Consider the following 20,455-nt stretch of genomic DNA (forward strand, 5'->3'; position numbering starts at 1 on the left):
CTATGGATGCCGGGGAATGAGGCCCTAAAGCGCCAAACTGGGCCACAGGCACGCCGGTATCACTAGCTATGTCATCGATTACGACGTCTGTCCTCGAGGCGCCTGCACGGCGCTCGGTGGAGAAGACCTGCGACGATCTCGCATTCCTCGTCCTCGGCGTGGTCGCCGTGGTCGCCGGCCTCACATTCCGCGATTACGGTCTGGGCTGGGACGATTACACCCACGCTGAATACGCCGACCTCCTGCTGCGCATGTACGGGTCCGGGTTCAAGGACACCGGCGCGCTTTCCTTCGCCAATCTCTATATGTACGGCGGCGGCTTCGACATGGCCGCGGCCCTGCTGCACAAGGTCATCCCGCTCGAATTGTTCGAGACGCGCCGCCTGCTTGGCGCGATCGTCGGCGTGATCGGCCTTGGCGTAACCTGGCGCCTGGCGCGCCGCGTCGGTGGCCCGCTGGCGGGACTGGCGGCCCTGCTGCTGCTCGCGCTGTGCCCGACCTTCTACGGCCACATGTTCATGAATCCGAAGGATGCACCGTTCGCCGTGGCGATGGTGGTCCTGATCATGGGCCTCGTCCGCCTGATCGAGGAATATCCGGCGCCCTCGCCGCGCACGATCCTGATCGTCGGCCTCGGCGCAGGCCTGTCGATCGGCTGCCGCGTCCTTGGCGGCCTCGCCCTGATCTACGCCGTGGTCGGCTTCATCCCGCTCTGGATCGAGGAATTCCGCAAGCAGGGTCCGCGCGAGGCGACCCATCGCTTTGCCCATGCCATCTATGTGCTGCTGCCGGGGCTCGTGCTGGGCTATCTCGTGATGGGCCTGATCTGGCCGTGGTCGATCATGGAGCCCGGCCATCCGCTGGAAGCGGTGACCTATTTCTCGCACTTCTTCGAGAAGCCGTGGAAGGAGATGTTCGACGGTGCGCTGGTGTCGGTGCCGGACATGCCGTGGTCCTATTTGCCGACGCTGTTCGCGCTGCAGCTTCCCGAGGTGCTGCTGGTGCTGCTGAGCGCGGCCGTCATCACCACCTTCATGTCGCTGTCGCGCACCGATGTGGCGGCGAAGCGCAAGTCGGTCATGCTGATGCTGACGCTGGCGGCGACGCTGCCGCTGGTGATCGCAATGGTGAAGCGGCCGGCGCTCTACAACGGCATCCGCCACTTCATCTTCGTGATCCCGCCGATGGCGGTGCTTGGCGGTGTCGCCTTCGCCCGCGGCATGGACTGGCTCGGCGAGAACCGCCGCGCCTGGCAGCCCGCGGCGCTCGCCGTGTTCGCGTTCGGCCTGCTGCTGCCGCTCAGCGAAATGATCCGCCTGCATCCGTATCAGTACACGCACTTCAACCACATCGCCGGCACGGTGCGGACCGCCGACAATTTCTTCATGCTGGACTATTGGGGCCTGGCGCTGAAGCAGGCATCCGACGGGCTGCGCGAGCAGCTGGCGGAGCGGCAGGAAGTGCCGCCACAGCACCGCAAGTGGAAGGTCGCGGTGTGCGGACCGCAGCGCCCCGCGCAGGTCGCGCTCGGGCCCGACTTCACGATCGGCTGGGACAGCCATGCCGCCGACTTCGCGATGACGCTCGGCGAGTTCTACTGCAAGGGCCTGGCCGCCCCGGTGATGGTCGAGATCAAGCGCGACGACGTCGTGTTCGCCCGCGTCTACGATATCCGCGGCCGCAGCATCTCGAGCCTGCTCGCGATCCCGGCGCCGTAAAGCGTTTTCGAACGAAGCAGACGCCGGTTCGCGTCAATCAGAACCGAATATGCTCTCGCCATCGCGGCCTTGGAAGATCGGTCCTGCGGCTGCCCACCGGCCGTTGCCGTTCGGATCGTGGGCCGCATGCCGGCATGACTGTCACGCCGTTACGCTGCCTTGCTGCGATCCGGTGGCGGCGCTAGGCTCGGCCTAAGCAACAGCCATCAACGGAGCAATCGGCCATGTCGCCAGCGGAAGCGCGCCTGAAGGAAGTGCCATCGGATATCAGTGCGGCGGAATGGGAGCAGCGGATCAATCTCGCCGCCTGCTATCGGCTGGTCGCGCTCTACGGCTGGGACGATCTGGTCGATACCCACATTTCCGCCCGGGTGCCGGGACCCGAGCATCACTTCCTAATCAACCCCTACGGGCTGATGTTCGACGAGATCACCGCGTCGAGCCTGGTCAAGGTCGACCTCGACGGCAACCAGCTCTCGAAGAGCGACTACAGCATCAACCCGGCCGGCTTCACCATCCATTCGGCGATCCACGAGGTGCGCGAGGACGCCGGCTGCGTGCTCCATCTGCACACGGTCGACGGCACCGCGGTGTCGAGCGGCCCCGATGGGTTGCTGCCGCTGAACCAGACCGCGCAGCTCGTCACCCACGACCTCGCCTATCACGACTATGAAGGCATCGCGCTCGATCATGACGAGCGACCGCGCCTGCAGCGCGATCTCGGCACCAAGAACCACATGCTGCTGCGCAATCACGGCACGCTGACGGTCGGCCGCTCGGTCGCGTCCGCCTTCGAGCGGATGTACCATCTGGAGCGCGCCTGCTCGATGCAGGTGGCGACCCGCGCACTCGGCGGAAGCGCCTATCCGGTCGACCAGCATGCGATCGACAAGAACACCGAGCTGCTGTCGAACCCCGATCGCGCCGAGCTGCGCTCGACCCAGCTGGTCTGGCCGCCGCTGCTGCGCAAGCTCGACCGCGTCAATCCCGGCTACCGTGATTGAAATTTCACAATATCCGGGTAAGCTAGCCGCCAACACCCTCTACACGACCTGAATCAAAACGCCGCCCAATTCCGGGCGGCGTTTTTGCGTGCAGTCTTCTCTTCCGTAGCCCGGATGGAGCGCAGCGTAATCCGGGGCAACGCATCCGCGGATCGACCGTCCCGGATTTCGCTTCGCTACATCCGGGCTACTCGGCTAACGCTCCTCGCAATGCCCGTCATCCCCGTGCAAAGGCTTCGCCTTTGTCGCTGGAGGTGCGAGCTCTTGCGAGCACCTCAGGGTGACGGGTTGATATTTTCCGATGCTTATCGGAACGGCAACGAAGTGATGGGTTTCGCCGCGCTCTACTCATCCGAGCTGCAAGCCGAACGCCCCTCTATTTGGCGTCGGCGAACGCCGCCAGGATCCGCGCCCAGGAGCGGATGCCCTTGTGGTAGCTCTTGAGGTCGTACTTCTCGTTCGGCGAATGGATGTTGTCGTCGTCGAGCCCGAAGCCGACCAGCACGCTGTCGAGGCCGAGCGTGCGCTTGAAATCGGCTACGATCGGGATCGAGGCGCCGGAGCCGACCAGCAGCGCCTCCTTGCCCCATTCGTCGGTCAGCGCGCGGCGGGCTGCCGCCAGCGGCTTCATGTTCCAGTCGAGCGCGATCGCCGGCGCAGACGAATGATCGATGAATTCGGCCTTACAATCCGCCGGCACGCGCGCCGTCACATAATCGCGGAACGCCTGGCGGATCTTCTCGGGATCCTGTCCCTCGACCAGGCGGAACGAGACCTTCGCCGACGCCTCGGCCGGGATCACCGTCTTGGAGCCCTCGCCGGTATAGCCGCCGACGATGCCGTTGATGTCGCAGGTCGGCCGCGAGGAGACCTGCTCGATCAGGAGCCGATCCTTCTCGCCGGCTGGCACCGACAGGCCGATCGGCTTGAGGAAGCTGTCCGCCGTCAGATTGAGCTGCTTCCACTGCGCCAGGATGTCCGGCGGCAGATCCTTCACGCCATCGTAGAAACCGGGGATGGTGATGTGGCCGTTCTCGTCATGCAGGCCGCCGAGGATCCGCGTCAGCACGCGGATCGGATTCTGCGCGCCTCCGCCGAACACGCCGGAATGCAGGTCGCGATTGGCGGCTTTGATCTTGACCTCGTCATAGACCAGGCCGCGCAGCGAGGTCGTGATCGCGGGCGTGTTCGGATCCCACATGCCGGTATCGCAGACCAGCGCGAAGTCCGCCTTGAGCTCGGCCTTGTTCGCTTCCAGGAACGGCACGAAATTCTTCGAGCCGATCTCCTCCTCGCCCTCGATGACGATGGTGATGTCGATCGGCAGCGATCCCGTCACATTCTTCCAGGCGCGGCACGCCTCGACGAAGGTCATCAGCTGACCCTTGTCGTCCTCGGCGCCGCGCGCGACGATGATCTTGCGCCCGTCGGCATGGTCGGTCACCGCGGGCTCGAACGGCGGACGGTGCCAGAGATTCAGCGGATCGACCGGCTGCACGTCGTAGTGACCGTAGAACAGCACATGCGGGCGCCCGTCGGTCGCGCCGTTCAGCTTGCCGACCACGGCCGGATGGCCGGCGGTCGGCCGCACCTCGGTCTTGAAGCCGAGGGTTGCGATGTCCTTGGCGAGGTGATCGGCAGCAGCCTTGCAGTCATTGGCAAAGGCCGGATCAGCCGAGATCGATTTGATCCGCAGCAGCGTGAACAGCCGCTCGAGACTGTTGTCGAAATCGGCGTCGATGCGGTCGAGGACGGGCTGCAGCTTGGCGTTGGACATCGCTTATATCCCATTGGTTGGACATTGCGCCAAGTTGTACCGCGCCGGCCGCCGGAGGCAAAGCTTCTCCACTTTCCTTGGCGGAAGACTTGCGGATGTGCCAGACCAGGCCCCCGATCAGCACAAAGGTCGCAGCAAGATTGTTGCCATAGGCCTGCAGCGCGATCGGATACCACGGCAACGAGAGCCCGAGCAGCGCACAAGCGACCGCAAGAACGACCCAGGTTCCGGTCCGAACCTTTGGCCGCGGATGATAGACGGCACGATGCATCAAGACCGTGATCGGGAAAAATAACCACATAAAGTAGTATTCGCGTGCCAATGGCGAAGCCACCGTCATCAGACAGAACAGGATGCCGATCTCCTCCGCGTCCGACTTTTCGGTCCGCAACCAGGCCGGCGGCATCACCCAGATGTAGCCAAGCCCGATCAGGACGGTCACCGCGATGATGACCCAGTTCGCCGTCGCGAAATCGAGATCGAGGAGGTTCATGTAACGCGGCGGCTTGCTCGGATCGTCCTGATTGTAGTTCAGCGGCCGCAGCAGCCGATGCGATACTGCGATGATCGACTGGTTTACTGACGACCAGTTCTGCTCGGCCCGCTGGCCAAACCCCTCGGCCGAACTCGTCCCAACCATGCCGTGGTACCAGGTCTTCAATTCGTCGACGTTGTGCTGGAAGCCACGGAATGGCGCCGGCAGGACGAACAGGAAGAAGACCAGAAATGCAGTCATGCCGGCGATCGCGCCCCAGCGCCTGCGCCAGACGAGATAGGGCAATACCGCAATCGGGAACACCTTGATTGCGACAGCCAGGGCAAACATGCCGCCCGCAAGCCACGACCGCCCGCTCCGCAACAGCCAGAAGCCATAGAGCATCATCGCAAGCAGGATCAGGTTTGGCTGCCCAAGGTCGAAGATATCGATGACGAAGGTCACCATGACGCAGCCCGGCAGCGCCTCAAGCCAGGGCCCCGGCTCGCGGCCCGATCCCGCCATCGCGTGCGAGAACTGCGCAACCATCCACCACGCGGCGGCGTTGAGCAGGGACAGGCACAAGTAAAGCGGGATCTTGCCGAAGAATGCCGGAATCGCGAGGAGCACCGCCGGTAACGGCGGGTAGATGAACTCGAAATAGCCGGAGGCATCGGCGGGATAGAGGCCGTGACCGTGCAGCACCTGCTGTCCGGCCCAGAACCACAATGGATAATCCTTCGTCTTGCCGTGTCCCCAAATCTCAGGGACCAGAACATCAGCGATCAGCCCGACGCAGCACACCAAAAACAGCAGGTGAAACGGGGCCTTCAGCGAAGGATATCTCAGCAAATGTTCGTACCAAGCAGTTGGCGACAATGCTGCGATGATAGCCCTAATATTATCTGCGCAGCAATCCTCCGAGCGCGCCGCGCACCAATGCGCGACCGATCGAGCCCCCGACCGAACCACCGACCGACTTGCCGAGATCGGCCGCCACCCCGCCGATCACCTTGTCGGTCACCGAGCGCGTGACGTTGCGCGCGATCACCTGCCCGGTCGACATGCGGCCGCGCTTGACGTTGGTGCCGAAGATCGTGGCGGCGATCGAGCCGATTTGGCCGAGGATGCCGCCGCCCTCGCCACCATCCGCACCGCCCGCCGGAGCCGCCGCCCCCGACAGGCGCTTCTGGATGATCTCGTACGCGGATTCGGCGTCGATCGCGGTGTCGTATTTGCCCTTCACCGGGCTAGCATCCATGATCGCCTTGCGCTCTTCCGGCGTGATCGGCCCGATCCGCGCCGACGGCGGGCGCACCATGACGCGCTCGACCATCGACGGCGTGCCGCCGCCCTCGAGGAACGAGACCAGTGCCTCGCCCTTGGCGAGCTCCATGATCACCCGCGCGGTATCGAGCTTCGGATTGGGCCGGAAGGTCTGCGCGGCCGCGGCAACCGCCTTCTGGTCGCGCGGCGTGAAGGCGCGCAGCGCGTGCTGTACGCGGTTGCCGAGCTGCGCCAGCACCTTGTCCGGCACGTCGATCGGATTCTGTGTGACGAAATAGACACCGACGCCCTTGGAGCGGATCAGCCGCACCACCTGCTCGATCTTGTCCATCAGCGCCTTCGGCGCATCGGTGAACAACAGATGCGCCTCGTCGAAGAAGAACACCAGCTTCGGCTTCGGCAGGTCACCGGCCTCCGGCAATTCCTCGAACAATTCCGAGAGCATCCAGAGCAGGAACGTGGCGTAAAGCCGCGGGCTCTGCATCAGCTTGTCGGCGACGAGGATATTAACCATGCCGCGCCCGTCGCGGTCGGTCCGCATGAAATCCTTCAGGGACAGCGCGGGCTCGCCGAAGAACTTCGCGCCGCCCTGGTTCTCGAGCACCAGCAGCTGGCGCTGGATCGTTCCGACCGTCGCCTTGGACACGTTGCCGTAGCTCTGGGCGGCCTTGCGGATCGACGCCAGCGGATCTTCGCCGTCGTCGGCGCCCTTCTTGCTGCTGTCGGGCGCGATCGCATCCAGCAGGGCGCGCAGATCCTTCATGTCGATCAGCGCGAGGCCGTTCTCGTCGGCGACGCGGAAGGCAACGTTGAGCACACCCTCCTGCACGTCGTTCAGATCGAGCATCCGCGACAGCAACAGCGGCCCCATCTCGGTGACGGTGGCGCGCACCGGATGGCCCTGCTCGCCGAACACGTCCCAGAATACGGTCGAGAATTGATCGGGCTGGAAGGTCAAGCCCATTTCCTGGGCGCGCTTCACGATGAAGTCCTTGGCCTCGCCGACCTCGGAGATACCAGAGAGATCGCCCTTGATGTCGGCGGCGAAAACCGGAACGCCGGCGCGCGCAAATCCTTCAGCCATGACTTGAAGCGAGACGGTCTTGCCGGTTCCGGTTGCACCGGTGACGAGGCCATGCCGGTTGGCCAGCGCCAGCGTCAGCCAGGCTGTCTCCTCACCCTTGCCGATAAAAATCTTCTCGTCGGTATCGGCCAACTTGTTGTCGGGGGTCGCCATCGCTTCGCCTCTTGGCACAAATTTAGATCGGTTCGATCATCGCACCCGGTTCGATACCGAACCAGCGCGCCATCATATTGCATCTTGCGGGTCGATTGAAACCGTCAGCGCATGCTGACGTATATTGTCGCGCCACTGGTTCCTCATATTTTATTCCCGGCGAAGTGACGAAAGGCATTGCGCATTGCGACAAGATGGTGTGAATCCGCCGCTCACTCTTGCAGCGAGGCCACAGTCACGACGCGATCGAAAAAGAAAACCAACTGAAATGCGCGGATCGCTTGTATTTCGTGACACAGGCGCTCAAGATAAATTCCGAAGAACGACCCGGCAAAGTCCGGTTGAGGCGGGGCAAGATGGATGAATTGGTTGGACAGCTGGCCGCGAAGGCCGGCATCGACGGCGCTGTCGCTGAAAAAACCATCGGCATCGTTCTGGGTTTCCTCCGTAACGAGGGACCTTCCGACAAAGTCCAGGCTCTGATCGACCAAATCCCCGGCGCCGAAGCGGCAATCGCCGCCTCCAACAACAGCGGTGGCCTATCGCGGTTGATGGGCGGCGGCCTGATGGCTGTCGGCACCCGGCTGATGGCGCTTGGCCTGAGCATGGGTGAAATTCAGAACGTCGCGCGTGAACTTTTCAGGTTCGGCCGCGACAAAATCGGAGCGGATCAAATGGGCGAGATCATCTCGGGGACGCCGGGCCTCAGCCAATTTGCCTGAAGCACTTTCCCAACGCCCCTGCACGCGCGCTCCCTTCTACCTGTTACCTGCATACGAGTATCATGACATACCCCCTCTCCGAGATCGAAGGCCTGTCCGCCTATTGCGCCACCAAACTGAAATCGCAGGGTATCCGCACGACCGACGCACTGCTTGAAGCCGCCCGCACCGTCAAGGGACGCAAGGCGCTCGCCGCCAAGACCGGGATCAGCGAACAACAACTGCTGGAATGGGCCAACATCTCCGACTACATGCGGATTCCCGGCATGGGCAAGGCGAAGGTCGGGCTGGTCCGTGCCGCCGGCGTCACCACCGTGCGCGAGCTCGCGCAGCGCAACCCGTCGCGGCTGGCGCAGAGCATGAAGGACGCCAATGTGCGGCGTAAGCTCGTCCGCGTGATGCCGTCAGAGAAATCGGTCGAGTTGCTGATCGAACAGGCACGCAAGCTGCCGCTCAAGATCACCTACTAGCCTCACTATTAGGCCGCCTTAACCGCAGCCGCGGCCGCCGGCGCCACGCATCGCCGCGACACCTTGACTTGCCGCTGCGGTCAGCGCAAAGCCACCGCATGATGGCAACCAGGCCCATAGCATCGGCGGTGACCGGCCCGGCCGCATCAGCGGTGCTGCCGGCGCTGCTGTCGAGACCCTATCCGGCGGTGATGGGTATCCTGAACGTAACGCCGGACTCGTTCTCCGACGGCGGCCAGTTCATCGCGCCCGAACAGGCGCTGGCGCAGGCCCGCAGGTTGATCGCCGAGGGCGCCGACATCATCGACATCGGCGCGGAATCCACCCGCCCCTACGGCTCGCAGCCGGTCACCGCCGAGGCTGAAATGGCGCGGCTGAAACCGGTGCTGGCCGAGGTGGTCGCGCTCGGCGTGCCGGTCTCGATCGACAGCATGAAGTCGGAGGTCGTGGCCTGGGCGCTCGACCAGGGTGCTGCGATCGCCAATGACGTCTGGGGCCTGCAGCGCGACGCCGGCATGGCGCCGCTCGTCGCCGCGCGCGGCGTGCCCGTGATCATCATGCACAATCGTGAGCAGGCCGATCCGGCGATCGACATCATGCAGGACATCGCCGCGTTCTTTGAACGCTCGCTCGATATCGCGGCGCGCGCCGGCATTGCGCCCGACCGGATCGTGCTCGATCCCGGCATCGGCTTCGGCAAGACGCCGGAGCAGAGCATGCTGGCGCTGGCGCGGCTCGCCGAGCTCGATGCGTTCCGCCTGCCGGTGCTGGTCGGCGCCTCGCGCAAGCGCTTCATCAGCACGGTCGTGCCCGCAGAGCCGCAACAGCGGATCGGCGGCTCGATCGCGGCGCATCTGATCGCTGCACAGAATGGTGCCCGCATCATCCGTGCGCACGACGTCGCGGAAACCGTTCAGGCGCTGCGGGTGGCCGCGGCCATCGAGGGACAGCAATGACCGACACGATCTTCATCACCGGGATCGTCATCCATGCCCGTCATGGCGTGATGGAACATGAGACCGAAGTCGGGCAGCGCTTCGTCATCGACCTCGAGCTCTATACCGACCTCTCGGAATCCTCGCGCACCGACCGCCTCTCCGACACGGTGTCCTATTCCAACGTGGTGGCGACCGCGACGTCGGCATTCAAGAACACCAACTACAAGCTGCTGGAGCGCGCCGCCGGCGCGGTGGCCGATGACATCCTGACCACCTTCCCGCGCGTCAGGGCGGTCAAGGTCACCGTGCACAAGCCGCATGCGCCGATCGCCGCGATCTTCGACGATGTCGGCGTGGTGCTGACCCGCTCGCGGCATCCGTCGTCCCAGAGTTGAACGCCCAAGGTTGAACGCTGATGGCTGACGTCCTGATCGCACTCGGCGGCAATGTCGGCGACGTCCGCACGACGTTTCGCAAGGCGATCGCCAATATCTGCGGCATGACGCAGGCCGCGCTCGTGGCGCGCTCGTCGGACTATTCGACGCCGCCCTGGGGCGAGCAGCAGCAGGACAGCTTTATCAATGCCTGCATCGAGATCGACACCAGCCTCGATCCGCACGCGCTGCTGTTCACGTTGCACAAGATCGAAACCAAATTCGGCCGCGACCGCAAGAACGAGCAGCGCTGGGGACCGCGCACCCTCGACCTCGACCTGCTCGCCTATGACGACGTCACACTCGACAAGCCGGAACTGACGCTGCCGCACCCGCGCCTGTTCGAACGCGCCTTCGTGCTGGTGCCGCTGGCCGAGATCGTTCCCGACCGCGTCATCGCCGGGCGCCGCGTCGCGGATGCGCTGGCTGGGGTCTCGACCGACGGTATTTTCCGTCTAGCGGACCTCGATTAAAAGCCGCACGAGCGCAAACAACCGTTTGGCTTGGCCGCCCGCCCGTGGCAATTTCCGGCCAAATCAAGGGGCCCCGTCGCGGGGCCGATGAAGGACGATTTGGGCGGATGACGACCTCGACTGACGATTTGGCTCTGGCTTCGGATTTTCGACCTGCGACCTATGACGACTGGCGCAAGCTGGTCGACGGCGTGCTGAAGGGCGCGCCGTTCGAGAAGCTGGTCGGCAAGACCTATGATGGCCTGAGGATCGATCCGATCTATCGCCGCGCGACCAACTCAAGCCCGCTTCCCGGCCGCGCCGCCGCGACTCCCTGGCAGATCCTGCAGCGGGTCGACCATCCCGACGCCGCAGCGGCCAATGCGCAGGCCTTGCAGGATCTCGAGAACGGAGCGACCGGTCTCGAATTCGAGTTCGCCGGCGGTCCCGGCGCGCGCGGCTTCGGTCTTTCGGATGCCAGCAAGAAGACGCTGGCGCGGGCCTGCGGCGGCGTCCATCTCGATGCCGGCATCATGATCGCGCTCAACCCGGTGATCGGACGCGAGAACGCCGGCGAGACGTTCGCCGACATGGTCGAGGCCCGCAAGCTCGATCCGGCCAAGCTCGACCTGCATTTCAATTACCAGGCGCTCAGCACGATGGCCGTGCGCGGTGCCGCGGCCATCGCCTGGCCCAATTACGAAAAGTCGTTCGGCCAGGTGGTCAGCGGACTGATCAGGCGCGGCTTCAAAGGACCGTTCGTGCTGGCCGACGGCCGGCCGGTGCATGATGCCGGCGGCTCCGAGGTACAGGAACTCGCTTTCACGCTCGCGACTGCGCTCGCCTATCTGCGCATGCTGGAGGCCGCAGGGCTCGATCTCGATGCGGCGCGCGCAGCCGTGTCGTTCCGGCTCAGCGCCGATGCCGACCAGTTCCTGACCATGGCTAAATTCCGCGCGCTGCGCCGCCTTTGGGCGCGGGTCGAAGAAGCCTGCGGCCTCGCGCCGAAGCCGATCTTCGTCAATGCGCAGACCGCCTGGCGGATGCTGACCCAGCGCGATCCCAACGTGAACATGCTGCGCGCGACGATCGCGACCTTTGCGGCCGGGCTCGGTGGCGCCAATGCGATCACCGTGCTGCCGCACACGCTGGCGCTCGGCCTGCCGGACGATTTCGCCCGCCGCGTGGCGCGCAACACGCAGCTCGTGCTGCTCGATGAGTCCAACCTTGCCAAGGTCTCCGATCCCGCGGCAGGCGCCGGCGGCATCGAGACGCTGACCGCGCAGCTTTGCGAGGCGGCGTGGGCCCTGTTCCAAGAGATCGAGAAGGCCGGCGGCGTCTTCGCCGCGCTCGAGCGGGGACTGCTGCAAAACAAAGTCGCCGCGACGCGGGCGCAGCGCGAAGCCAATGTGGCGAAGCGCCGCGACGTGCTGACCGGCGCCAGCGAATTCCCCAACCTGCACGAGGCCAACCTCGCCGTGCTGGATGTGAAGCCATCAGCGCCGGTATCCACCGCCGGTGCCAAGGTCACCTTCGACGCCCTCTCGCCGATGCGGCTCGCCGAACCGTTCGAGGCGCTGCGCGACAAGTCCGACGCCGCGCTGAAGGCGCGTGGCGCACGGCCCAGGATCTTCCTCGCCAATCTCGGCACGCCGGCGGATTTCACGGCCCGCGCGACATTTGCAAAAAGCTTCTTCGAGACCGGCGGGATCGAGGCCATCGACAGCGAGGGCTTTGCCGACGCGGCGGCGCTTGCCGCAGCCTTCACGGCCTCGGGCGCCGCGATGGCATGCCTTTGTTCCTCTGATAAGGTCTATGCCGTTAGCGCCCCTGAGGCCGCCAAGGCCCTTCACGGCGCCGGCGCAAGGCATATCTATCTGGCAGGGCGGCCCGGCGACCAGGAAGCGGCGCTGCGGGCGGCCGGCATCGGTGAGTTCGTCTTCGCCGGCGGTGATGCGCTGGCGACATTGCGCGACGCCTATCGGCGGATGGAGCAGGCATGACGGCAGAGACACCAGCGAAACCCGTTCTGACCGGCGGTTGCCAGTGCGGCGCCGTGCGCTTTGCGGTGTCGGCGGCACCGAACCGCGTCAGCGTCTGCCACTGCCGGATGTGCCAAAAGGCCTCCGGTGCGCCGTTCGCCTCTTTCGCCGACATCAACAAGGAGGATTTCGCCTGGACCCGGGGCAAGCCGGCGGCGTTCAAATCCTCTTCGATCGCCGAGCGCGACTTCTGTGCCGCCTGCGGCACGCCGCTCAGTTTCCGACGGATCGACGGTCCGCGCATCGAGATCATGACCGGCGCCTTCGACCGGCCCGACCGGGTGATCCCGACGCAGCAATTCGGAACCGAGTCGCGCCACGGCTGGGTGGTCGGCATCGCCAATCTGCCGAGCCAGACCACGATGCAGAATTACGGACCGGAGAAGATGGCGACCATCGTCAGCCATCAGCACCCGGACCATGACTAAGGAAGCTAAGGAATGACCCGCATTCCCAATTTCGCCGATGTCGCCTTCCAGCCCGTCGCCGCGGCGATGCCGACCGCGAGCACCGAGCCCTGGCTGACGCCCGAAGGCATTCCGGTGAAATCCGTCTACGGCGAGGCTGATCTCGAAGGCATCGATTTCCTCGAGACCTGGCCCGGCATCGCGCCCTATCTGCGCGGCCCCTACCCGACGATGTATGTCAACCAGCCCTGGACCATCCGGCAATATGCCGGCTTCTCCACGGCGGAGGACTCCAACGCCTTCTATCGCCGCAACCTCGCGGCCGGACAGAAGGGCCTGTCGGTCGCGTTCGACCTCGCCACCCACCGCGGCTATGACTCGGATCATCCGCGCGTCTCCGGCGACGTCGGCATGGCCGGTGTCGCGATCGATTCCATCTACGACATGCGCACGCTATTCGCCGGCATCCCGCTCGACCAGATGAGCGTGTCGATGACCATGAACGGCGCGGTGCTGCCGATCCTCGCGCTGTTCGTCGCCGCCGCCGAGGAACAGGGCGTGCCGCCGGAGAAGCTGTCGGGCACCATTCAGAACGACATTCTGAAAGAGTTCATGGTGCGCAACACCTACATCTATCCGCCGACGCCCTCGATGCGGATCATCTCGGACATCTTCGCCTACACCTCGCAGCGGATGCCGAAATACAATTCCATTTCGATCTCCGGCTACCACATGCAGGAAGCCGGCGCGACGCAGGACCTCGAGCTCGCCTATACGCTGGCCGACGGCGTCGAATATCTGCGCGCCGGGCTTGCCGCGGGCCTCGACGTCGACCGCTTCGCGCCCCGGCTGTCGTTCTTCTGGGCGATCGGCATGAACTTCTTCATGGAAGTCGCCAAGATGCGCGCCGCGCGGCTGCTGTGGGCCAAGCTGCTGAAGCAGTTCAACCCGAAGGACCCGCGCTCGCTCAGCTTGCGCACGCATTGCCAGACCTCGGGCTGGTCGCTGACCGCGCAGGACGTGTTCAACAATGTGATGCGCACCACCATCGAGGCGATGGCGGCAACGCAAGGCCACACCCAGTCGCTGCACACCAACGCGCTCGACGAGGCGCTGGCGCTGCCGACCGACTTCTCGGCGCGCATCGCCCGCAACACGCAGCTGTTCCTGCAGCAGGAGAGCGGCACCAACCGCATCATCGATCCCTGGGGCGGTTCCTATTATGTCGAGCGGCTGACCCGCGATCTCGCGGCCAAGGCCTGGGGTCACATCCAGGAGGTCGAGGAACTCGGCGGCATGGCCAAGGCGATCGAGGCCGGCGTGCCGAAGCTTCGGATCGAGGAAGCCTCCGCGAAAACCCAGGCGCGGATCGATGCCGGGCGCCAGGCCGTAATCGGCGTCAACAAGTTCAAGCCCGAGAACGAAAGGCCGATCGACGTCTTGAAAGTGGAGAACTCCACCGTGCGGCGGCTGCAGATCGACAAGCTGGCGCGGCTCAAGACAGAGCGCAACCAGAAGGACGTCGATGCGGCGCTCGCCGCGCTCACCCGCTCGGCGGGCGAAGGCAACGGCAATCTGCTGGCGCTGGCGATCGACGCCGCGCGCGCCAAAGCCACCGTCGGCGAGATTTCAGACGCGATGGAAAAGGTGTTCGGCCGCCACCGCGCCGAGATCAAGTCCATCACCGGCGTCTACAAGCGAGAGGCAGCGGCCATGTCCAACAAGGTCGAAAAGGTGCAGGCGCTGATTGATGCCTTCGAGGAAGCCGAGGGCCGCCGCCCGCGCATCCTGGTGGCCAAGATCGGCCAGGACGGCCATGACCGCGGCCAGAAGGTGATCGCATCGGCTTTCGCCGATGTCGGCTTCGACGTCGACATCGGGCCGCTGTTCGCAACCGCCGACGAAGCCGCGCGGCAGGCGGTCGAGAACGACGTCCACATTCTCGGCGTCTCCTCGCTCGCCGCAGCCCATCTCACCGCGGTGCCGGAATTGAAGGCGGCGCTGAAGAAGCACGGCCGCGAGGACATCATGATCATCATCGGCGGCGTGGTGCCGCCGCAGGACTACGATGCGCTTTATGCGGCCGGCGCCGAGGCAATCTTCCCGCCGGGCACCGTGATCTCTGACGCCGCCGAGGAGCTGATCCACAAGCTCAACGCCCGGCTCGGCCATAGCGCGGCGGCGGAGTAGATGATAGATTGGTGGGATTGCAAGGTCCCAAACCATGACGCGCGAAGAGGTCGTAGCCGCGATACGAGAGAACGCCGATGCCATCAAGGCGGAGGGCGTGTCTAGGCTCGCGATCTATGGATCGCGTGTGCGCGGCGACTATCGGCCCGACAGTGACGTCGATGTGCTCGTTGAAGTCGAGCCGGACGCCTCGTTTTCGCTCCTCAACCTGATCGGTGTCGAGCACATCATTGAAGACGCGACGGGCTTGCAGGCGCAAGCAACCATGAAGCGATCCCTTCCTCCTCGGCTCGCACGACAAATCGCCGACGACGTTCTCGAAGTCTTCTGACGTGCAGCCGACCGTTGCAGACCGCATAGCCACGGCGATCGACAGCATTCGGGACATAACTGCCGAGCAAACCCGCGAGAGCTTCGCCAACAATCTGGTGATGCGGCTGGCCGTAGAGCGGCTGCTTGAGATGATCAGCGAAGCATCAAGGCACATTCCAACCGATCTGAAGGCCAGGGAACCCGGCATCAACTGGAGGCGATTAGCCGATCTCGGAAACTGGTTGCGCCATGCCTATCATCGGACCGACGCTGACCTGTTATGGATCATGGTTGAGGATGATTTGTCGCGATTGAAGGCGTTCGTCGATCAAATCACCAGGGAATTGAAGCATTGACGATCATCGCAAAGTGGGCCGTTGCCCTGATAGCGGGCTTCCTCTTTACTTCCCCCGCCATCGCCGCCGATCCCAAGTCCGACGCCACGATCAAGAATGCGAGCATCGAGGCCAACGTCTATCTCGACGACAAGATCAAGGCGGACGCAGCGTTGGCGGCCGATTGCCTCGCCGAGGGCCGGAAGTGGATCGACAAGAACGCCGCGGAGGCGGCTTCCGCGCGCAAGGACGAGCCTGAGCTTTTCAAGGACCGCGGCGGCTATTCATTCGAGCGCAAATACACGGTGCGCTCGGTCGTCGACGACCGCTATGTCAGCGTGTTGCGCAACGACTACATGGATACGCTCGGCGCGCATCCGAACTCCGACGTCAACACCATCCTGTGGGATACGACGGCGAAGAAGCGCATCAGCATCCGTCCCTTCTTCACCGAGACAGCCGACAACGGCCCGACCCTGACGGCGATGCGCAAGGCCGTCGTCAGCGCACTGAACGCCGAGAAGAAGCGGCGCGGTGCCGGCGAGACCGCAACCGCCGAATGGTACAAGGAGCTCAAGCCGACCCTGCTCAAGATCGGCGCGGTGACGCTGGCGCCGTCGACCGAAGCCGGCAGGAGCTCCGGCCTCACCTTCCACTACCCGCCCTACGCCGTCGGCCCCTACGCCGAAGGCCAGTATGTGATCTTCGTGCCGTGGGAGACGCTGAAGCCGTATCTGACGGCGGAAGGCGCCAGGATCTTCGGCGGCGCACGGCCGAAGGCCGACGCGGACGATAAGTCGCAATAGCTGCTTCAGCAGGCCTCAGCCTGGCTGACGCGCCAGTGCCCTGACCAGGGAGTCGGTCCAGTCCGGAATCCAGGCCTGGAACTGGCTGTGCCAGCGATCGGCGTCAGCAGGCGCGGTGTCGAGCTTGACCGACCATTCGATGAAGGTGCGGTTGCCCTCGACGACCGGCAGCAGATGCATCGTGCCCTCATAATGGGTCGGCTGCGGCGCGTCCGAACCGGCATCCGACAGAAACGGCAGCGGCTCGATGCTGGCATAGGTCAGCGAATGCTGCGTGTCCGAGTGGCCGGCAAGGCGTTGCCTGACCCAGAGCCCGAGATAGCAGAAGCGCCTGATCGCACCGACCTGGTCGCCGCGCTTGTCGTCCTCGATCACGCTTTCGCTGACGCCCTCGATATAGGCGGGGTAATTGTTGAAGTCGCGGATCAGCGACCACACGGTATCGAGCGGATGGTCGAGGACGGTGCTATAATAGGCTCTGGTCATGGCAGGCTCCGGATGTTGGTCCGCAGTGATGCGGAACGCGCCCTGATCAACCGCATGGCAACGGGCGCGCCCACCCGATTTCCGACCTCGCGATTGATCGGGGACGAGTGCGGACTCCGCCCTCGCCTGCAACCGGCAGCCGTTGTAAACCAAGGCCATGACCTCGCCGAAGCCCGCCTCTCCCGACATCCACGCCCTCGCCAAGCAGCTCCGCGCCGGCCACCGCGCCGCGCTGGCGCGGGCGATCACGCTGGTCGAGAGCCGGCGCGGCGACCACCAGGCGGCGGCGCGCGAGCTGGTGCAGGCGTTGTTGCCCGACACCGGCAAGGCGGTGCGGGTCGGCATCACCGGCTCGCCCGGCGTCGGCAAGTCGACCACAATCGATGCGCTCGGCATGTTCCTGATCGAGCGCGGCCACAAGGTCGCGGTGCTGGCGGTCGATCCTTCCTCGGCGCGCACCGGCGGCTCGATCCTCGGCGACAAGACGCGGATGGCGCGGCTCGCCGTCTCCGACCAGGCCTTCATCCGCCCCTCGCCGTCCTCCGGCACGCTCGGCGGCGTCGCGGCGAAGACCCGCGAGGCGATGCTGTTGTGCGAGGCTGCCGGCTTCGACGTGGTGCTGGTCGAGACCGTCGGCATTGGGCAGTCCGAGACCGCGGTCTGCGACATGACCGATTTCTTCCTGGCGCTGATGCTGCCGGGCGCCGGCGACGAGCTGCAAGGCATCAAGAAGGGCCTCGTCGAGCTCGCCGACATGATCGCGATCAACAAGGCCGACGGCGATAACCTCAAGCGCGCCAATCTCGCCGCCGCCGACTATCGCAGCGCGCTGCATATCCTCGCGCCGCGCTCCGAGCACTGGCATCCGCCGGTCGAAACCTATTCCGCGCTGACCGGCGCCGGGCTCGACCGGCTTTGGCAGAAAATCCTCGAGCACCGCACCGCGATGAACGCCTCGGGCGAATTCGAGGCCCGCCGCAGGGAGCAGCAGGTGAAGTGGATGTGGTCGATGCTCGAGGGGCGGATGATGGCACGGCTGCGCTCGGATGCTGCGATCCGCGCCAGGGTGAAGAAGATGGAGGCCGAGGTTGCCGGCGGCCGCATCTCGCCCGCGGTTGCCGCCGAGCAGATCGCGGAGATGCTGCATTGAGCGGCAAACTGCGCATCCTCGTCACCGGCTTCGGGCCGTTTCCGGGTGCGCCGTTCAACCCGACCATGCCGCTGGTCAAACGGCTGACCGGGCTGCGCCGGCCGGCTTTCGACAACGTCGCGCTGACGAGCCACATCTTCGACGTCACTTATGCTGCCGTCGACCGCGAATTGCCCGAGCTGATCGCACGACATCGCCCGCAGGCGCTGTTGATGTTCGGCCTCGCCGGCCGGACCTCGCATCTGCGGATCGAGAGCCGCGCCCGCAATGCGGTGACGACGCGCTTTCCCGATGCCGGCCGCCAGCATGCGCGCAAGGGGTCGATCGCAGGCGGCGCCGATGCGAAGGTGTTCGGGCCGCAGAGCGAAAAGCTGCGGCGCGCCGCGCTGGCCACCGGCATCGATGCACGGATGTCGCGCGATGCCGGCAGCTATCTCTGCAACTATTTGAGCTGGCGCGCGATCGAGGCCGTCGACGGCGACAACGAGTTACGCCTCGCACAATTCGTCCATGTTCCGCCGCTCGCCCATGACGGCACGGCCGCATCAGGCAAATCATCAATCACGCTGGAAGCGCTGGTCGATGCCGGCGAAGCGATGCTGCTGGAGCTGGTGAAGCTGACGAGACAGGCCGCGCGCGCGTGAGCGACGCGGATTTGGCGGTCACGGGCTGGCGTGATCCTGTGAGTCCGCTGTCCCGGCAAGCCTGGGGCTGCGCACCCGAGAAATTTGCAATTTCAGAGAGTGTAAATGGACCTCTTGCGGTCGTAAAGGCCGTCCAAAGCTCACCGGTCATGCTTGTCCTTCGGTTGACGATCAAAGTCGCTCGCAAGAGCTTATCCACCGAAACCGACACGTCCGCAGCGTGAAGCGGATCTCTTCCGAGAATGCAGCATTGCGGTTTCGACAGATGGAGTTGCGGGTGAACCAGTCTCCATACGAAGGGGCAGCACTTGCTGGAATAATTCGGCTCGGCGACTTGCCGGTTAGTCGATTGGGCTTCGGCGCAATGCGCCTCTGCGGAGATTCAGCCTGGGGAAGACCAAGGGATCGAGGCCACGCCAACCGGGTTCTGCATCGCGCGGTCGAGCTTGGCGTCAATCTTATCGACACTGCGGATAGCTACGGCCCCGAGGCGAATGAGTCACAGATCTCGGAGGCGCTGTATCCCTACCCGCCGGGCTTGGTCATTGCCACCAAGGGCGGCCTGGTGCGACCAAACCGCCGATCTTGGATCGAGGACGGTCGCCCCGACCATTTGCGGCGCGCGGTGGAAGGCAGCTTGCAGCGGTTACGGCTCGAGCGCATCGATTTGTATCAACTCCATGCGCCTGACCCCAATGTGCCATTTGCCGAGTCGGTGGAAGCACTGGCTGATTTGAAGCGCGCAGGCAAAATTCGCCATATCGGCATTTCGAACGTCACGGTTGCGCAGCTCGAAGCGGCGCGCTCGATCACACCGATCGTGTCGGTTCAGAACCCGTACAATCTGCGAAACCGGACTAGCGAAGACGTCCTCGCCGCGTGCGAGCGTCTTGGAATTGCTTTTCTGCCCTGGTATCCGCTGGGCGGCAAACGCGGCCTGAAGGCACTCAAGGTCAAGCAAGTTGCCTCGCGCCGCGGTCTCACGCATGCCGCCTTATCCCTTGCGTGGCTGCTCGCAAGATCACCGGTGATGCTGCCAATCCCCGGCACGCGATCCATCGATCACCTGGAGGACAATGTGCGTGCGGCCTCCCTCAAGCTTGCGCCGGAAGACTTCGCCGATTTGGGATGAAAGCTTCGGGGCAACCAGCGATGCCCTGCTCAAGCACGCGGCCTGCGTAGCCCGAACAGCCGACCTTTGCGTCCCAGCACATGTCGCGAGAATGTGGGTGTCTGAGTCACAGGTGACGCCACAAGTTCGCTGTCGTCCCTGCGAAAGCAGGGACCCATAACCACAAATGTCGATCATTGAACGATGCTGGAACGACGAGTCCCGTTCACAACACAAGCCGCGGAGTATGGGTCCCTGCTTTCGCAGGGACGACGTGTTGGAGGAACCGCGGACTCATATCTCTCTCCGTGTCATCGCCCGGCGTGACCGGGCGATCCGCCGCGGCCTCTCGGCTCAGCACTGCCGTCTCTGGACTACTGGATCACTCGTATGCGCGGGTGATGACACCGAGCTGTTTGACAGTGTGAATCGGCTGCACCGGGGGTTAACCCTACCGC

20 protein-coding genes are annotated in these 20,455 nt (G+C 64.6%); 16 read left to right on the forward strand and 4 right to left on the reverse strand.

All coding sequences use genetic code 11. The annotated features are described in order from the left end of the window. Positions 1-68 precede the first annotated feature (68 nt). The gene (locus AAFG07_RS28165) at positions 69-1,718 is read left to right on the forward strand and encodes a glycosyltransferase family 39 protein (RefSeq protein ID WP_342723056.1); all 1,650 of its coding nucleotides are present in this window, start codon (positions 69-71) and stop codon (positions 1,716-1,718) included. Positions 1,719-1,942: 224 nt separating this feature from the next. After that, complete coding sequence (locus AAFG07_RS28170) at positions 1,943-2,722, forward strand: class II aldolase/adducin family protein (RefSeq protein ID WP_173641786.1); 780 nt, start codon at positions 1,943-1,945, stop codon at positions 2,720-2,722. 376 nt (positions 2,723-3,098) lie between these two features. On the opposite strand, the gene AAFG07_RS28175 is transcribed toward AAFG07_RS28170, so the two are convergent. Genes AAFG07_RS28175 through AAFG07_RS28185 form a run of 3 tightly spaced genes read right to left on the reverse strand, consistent with a single transcriptional unit; the run spans position 3,099 to position 7,498 of the window. Further along, positions 3,099-4,499: a M20/M25/M40 family metallo-hydrolase gene (locus AAFG07_RS28175; protein WP_342723057.1), complete on the reverse strand. Its 1,401-nt coding sequence runs from the start codon at positions 4,497-4,499 to the stop codon at positions 3,099-3,101. Beyond that, a complete protein-coding gene (locus AAFG07_RS28180) occupies positions 4,393-5,853 on the reverse strand; it encodes a glycosyltransferase family 87 protein (RefSeq protein WP_342723058.1) in 1,461 nt (486 codons plus the stop codon). Before AAFG07_RS28180 ends, AAFG07_RS28175 begins: the two co-directional genes overlap by 107 nt. A 22-nt stretch (positions 5,854-5,875) precedes the next feature. After that, a complete protein-coding gene (locus AAFG07_RS28185; RefSeq protein ID WP_342723059.1) occupies positions 5,876-7,498 on the reverse strand; it encodes a helicase HerA-like domain-containing protein in 1,623 nt (540 codons plus the stop codon). A 356-nt stretch (positions 7,499-7,854) separates the two neighbouring features. On the opposite strand from AAFG07_RS28185, the gene AAFG07_RS28190 reads away from it, so the two are divergent. From AAFG07_RS28190 to AAFG07_RS28240, 11 genes are all read left to right on the forward strand, one after another. Next, positions 7,855-8,220, forward strand: coding sequence for a hypothetical protein (locus AAFG07_RS28190; RefSeq protein WP_092127034.1), 366 nt, complete (start codon positions 7,855-7,857; stop codon positions 8,218-8,220). A gap of 62 nt (positions 8,221-8,282) precedes the next feature. Beyond that, positions 8,283-8,690: a DUF4332 domain-containing protein gene (locus AAFG07_RS28195; RefSeq protein ID WP_092125172.1), complete on the forward strand. Its 408-nt coding sequence runs from the start codon at positions 8,283-8,285 to the stop codon at positions 8,688-8,690. Positions 8,691-8,791: 101 nt separating this feature from the next. Then, entirely contained in the window at positions 8,792-9,646 is an 855-nt protein-coding gene (gene folP / locus AAFG07_RS28200; protein ID WP_342729264.1) for a dihydropteroate synthase, read from the forward strand. Beyond that, entirely contained in the window at positions 9,643-10,023 is a 381-nt protein-coding gene (folB, locus tag AAFG07_RS28205; RefSeq protein WP_342723060.1) for a dihydroneopterin aldolase, read from the forward strand. The genes folP and folB overlap by 4 nt, the downstream gene beginning before the upstream one ends. Positions 10,024-10,043: 20 nt before the next feature. Then, the gene (gene folK / locus AAFG07_RS28210; RefSeq protein ID WP_342723061.1) at positions 10,044-10,535 is read left to right on the forward strand and encodes a 2-amino-4-hydroxy-6-hydroxymethyldihydropteridine diphosphokinase; all 492 of its coding nucleotides are present in this window, start codon (positions 10,044-10,046) and stop codon (positions 10,533-10,535) included. 107 nt (positions 10,536-10,642) lie between these two features. Next, complete coding sequence (locus tag AAFG07_RS28215) at positions 10,643-12,517, forward strand: methylmalonyl-CoA mutase family protein (RefSeq protein WP_342723062.1); 1,875 nt, start codon at positions 10,643-10,645, stop codon at positions 12,515-12,517. After that, positions 12,514-12,984 carry a GFA family protein gene (locus AAFG07_RS28220; RefSeq protein WP_342723063.1) on the forward strand — a complete coding sequence of 157 codons (471 nt, stop codon included), beginning with the start codon at positions 12,514-12,516 and terminating at the stop codon, positions 12,982-12,984. Before AAFG07_RS28215 ends, AAFG07_RS28220 begins: the two co-directional genes overlap by 4 nt. A gap of 12 nt (positions 12,985-12,996) precedes the next feature. After that, positions 12,997-15,153: a methylmalonyl-CoA mutase gene (scpA, locus tag AAFG07_RS28225; protein ID WP_342723064.1), complete on the forward strand. Its 2,157-nt coding sequence runs from the start codon at positions 12,997-12,999 to the stop codon at positions 15,151-15,153. 34 nt (positions 15,154-15,187) lie between these two features. Further along, positions 15,188-15,484, forward strand: a complete 297-nt coding sequence (locus tag AAFG07_RS28230) for a nucleotidyltransferase domain-containing protein (protein WP_342723065.1) — start codon at positions 15,188-15,190, stop codon at positions 15,482-15,484. A gap of 1 nt (position 15,485) precedes the next feature. Further along, positions 15,486-15,821, forward strand: coding sequence for a HepT-like ribonuclease domain-containing protein (locus AAFG07_RS28235; protein WP_342723067.1), 336 nt, complete (start codon positions 15,486-15,488; stop codon positions 15,819-15,821). Positions 15,822-15,823: 2 nt separating this feature from the next. Then, positions 15,824-16,606 carry an RsiV family protein gene (locus tag AAFG07_RS28240; protein ID WP_342729265.1) on the forward strand — a complete coding sequence of 261 codons (783 nt, stop codon included), beginning with the start codon at positions 15,824-15,826 and terminating at the stop codon, positions 16,604-16,606. Between the two features lie 15 nt (positions 16,607-16,621). On the opposite strand, the gene AAFG07_RS28245 is transcribed toward AAFG07_RS28240, so the two are convergent. Continuing rightward, the gene (locus AAFG07_RS28245) at positions 16,622-17,092 is read right to left on the reverse strand and encodes an SRPBCC family protein (protein ID WP_342723068.1); all 471 of its coding nucleotides are present in this window, start codon (positions 17,090-17,092) and stop codon (positions 16,622-16,624) included. Positions 17,093-17,249: 157 nt separating this feature from the next. Between AAFG07_RS28245 and meaB the strand changes: the two genes are divergently transcribed. The 3 genes from meaB (at position 17,250) to AAFG07_RS28260 (ending at position 20,018) form a co-directional block, all read left to right on the forward strand. Further along, positions 17,250-18,242, forward strand: coding sequence for a methylmalonyl Co-A mutase-associated GTPase MeaB (gene meaB, locus AAFG07_RS28250; protein WP_223968273.1), 993 nt, complete (start codon positions 17,250-17,252; stop codon positions 18,240-18,242). Continuing rightward, a complete protein-coding gene (locus AAFG07_RS28255) occupies positions 18,239-18,886 on the forward strand; it encodes a pyroglutamyl-peptidase I (RefSeq protein ID WP_342723069.1) in 648 nt (215 codons plus the stop codon). Before meaB ends, AAFG07_RS28255 begins: the two co-directional genes overlap by 4 nt. 277 nt (positions 18,887-19,163) lie before the next feature. Beyond that, a complete protein-coding gene (locus tag AAFG07_RS28260) occupies positions 19,164-20,018 on the forward strand; it encodes an aldo/keto reductase (protein WP_342723070.1) in 855 nt (284 codons plus the stop codon). Positions 20,019-20,455: the final 437 nt, after the last annotated feature.

Source organism: Bradyrhizobium sp. B097, assembly GCF_038957035.1.
GTDB lineage: Bacteria > Pseudomonadota > Alphaproteobacteria > Rhizobiales > Xanthobacteraceae > Bradyrhizobium.

Bases quoted from the DNA above. Each gene is read 5' to 3' on its own strand.
- AAFG07_RS28165 (WP_342723056.1), top strand. From the start codon at position 69: ATGTCATCGATTACGACGTCTGTCCTCGAGGCGCCTGCACGGCGCTCG.
- AAFG07_RS28170 (WP_173641786.1), top strand. From the start codon at position 1,943: ATGTCGCCAGCGGAAGCGCGCCTGAAGGAAGTGCCATCGGATATCAGT.
- AAFG07_RS28175 (WP_342723057.1), bottom strand. From the start codon at position 4,499: ATGTCCAACGCCAAGCTGCAGCCCGTCCTCGACCGCATCGACGCCGAT.
- AAFG07_RS28185 (WP_342723059.1), bottom strand. From the start codon at position 7,498: ATGGCGACCCCCGACAACAAGTTGGCCGATACCGACGAGAAGATTTTT.
- AAFG07_RS28190 (WP_092127034.1), top strand. From the start codon at position 7,855: ATGGATGAATTGGTTGGACAGCTGGCCGCGAAGGCCGGCATCGACGGC.
- AAFG07_RS28195 (WP_092125172.1), top strand. From the start codon at position 8,283: ATGACATACCCCCTCTCCGAGATCGAAGGCCTGTCCGCCTATTGCGCC.
- folP (WP_342729264.1), top strand. From the start codon at position 8,792: ATGGCAACCAGGCCCATAGCATCGGCGGTGACCGGCCCGGCCGCATCA.
- folB (WP_342723060.1), top strand. From the start codon at position 9,643: ATGACCGACACGATCTTCATCACCGGGATCGTCATCCATGCCCGTCAT.
- folK (WP_342723061.1), top strand. From the start codon at position 10,044: ATGGCTGACGTCCTGATCGCACTCGGCGGCAATGTCGGCGACGTCCGC.
- AAFG07_RS28215 (WP_342723062.1), top strand. From the start codon at position 10,643: ATGACGACCTCGACTGACGATTTGGCTCTGGCTTCGGATTTTCGACCT.
- AAFG07_RS28220 (WP_342723063.1), top strand. From the start codon at position 12,514: ATGACGGCAGAGACACCAGCGAAACCCGTTCTGACCGGCGGTTGCCAG.
- scpA (WP_342723064.1), top strand. From the start codon at position 12,997: ATGACCCGCATTCCCAATTTCGCCGATGTCGCCTTCCAGCCCGTCGCC.
- AAFG07_RS28230 (WP_342723065.1), top strand. From the start codon at position 15,188: ATGACGCGCGAAGAGGTCGTAGCCGCGATACGAGAGAACGCCGATGCC.
- AAFG07_RS28245 (WP_342723068.1), bottom strand. From the start codon at position 17,092: ATGACCAGAGCCTATTATAGCACCGTCCTCGACCATCCGCTCGATACC.
- meaB (WP_223968273.1), top strand. From the start codon at position 17,250: ATGACCTCGCCGAAGCCCGCCTCTCCCGACATCCACGCCCTCGCCAAG.